Origin of the sequence: Paraburkholderia sp. RL18-085-BIA-A, from assembly GCF_046027075.1 — a bacterium.
In the GTDB taxonomy this organism is placed as follows: domain Bacteria; phylum Pseudomonadota; class Gammaproteobacteria; order Burkholderiales; family Burkholderiaceae; genus Paraburkholderia.
Genome location: NZ_JARESU010000672.1, coordinates 1 through 342, shown reverse-complemented (window position 1 = coordinate 342; position 342 = coordinate 1). Strand labels below are relative to the sequence as shown.

The window sequence follows — 342 nt, the reverse complement described above, 5'->3', positions numbered from 1 at the left end:
CACCGACCCTTCGTGTCTGCAGGCAGCAGACCATCGGCTTTCATCTCACGTACCACCCGGTGTGAGGCGGCATACCCATCGAGCGTGATCGTCTCCGGTGGCTGGCCCTGATGCTGGATGGCCTTGCTAAAAAAGGCTTTTGCCGCAGCCACGTCGCGCTTTGCCCTGAGCGTGAAGTCCTCCGTCTGGCCAGCCCGATCCACCGCCCGGTACAGATAAACCCATTTGCCGCGAATCTTCAGATAGGTCTCGTCAACGCGCCATGACCGCCCTGCGGGTATGGCAAAGCGATTCCAGCGCTTCACGAACTCCGGTGTAAAACGCTTCACCCAACGCATGACC

1 protein-coding gene is annotated in these 342 nt (G+C 59.9%); it reads right to left on the bottom strand.

The genetic code is table 11. The annotated features are described in order from the left end of the window. On the bottom strand, positions 1–342 hold a 342-nt coding region (locus tag P0D89_RS54345; RefSeq protein WP_408379895.1), incomplete at both ends, for a DDE-type integrase/transposase/recombinase.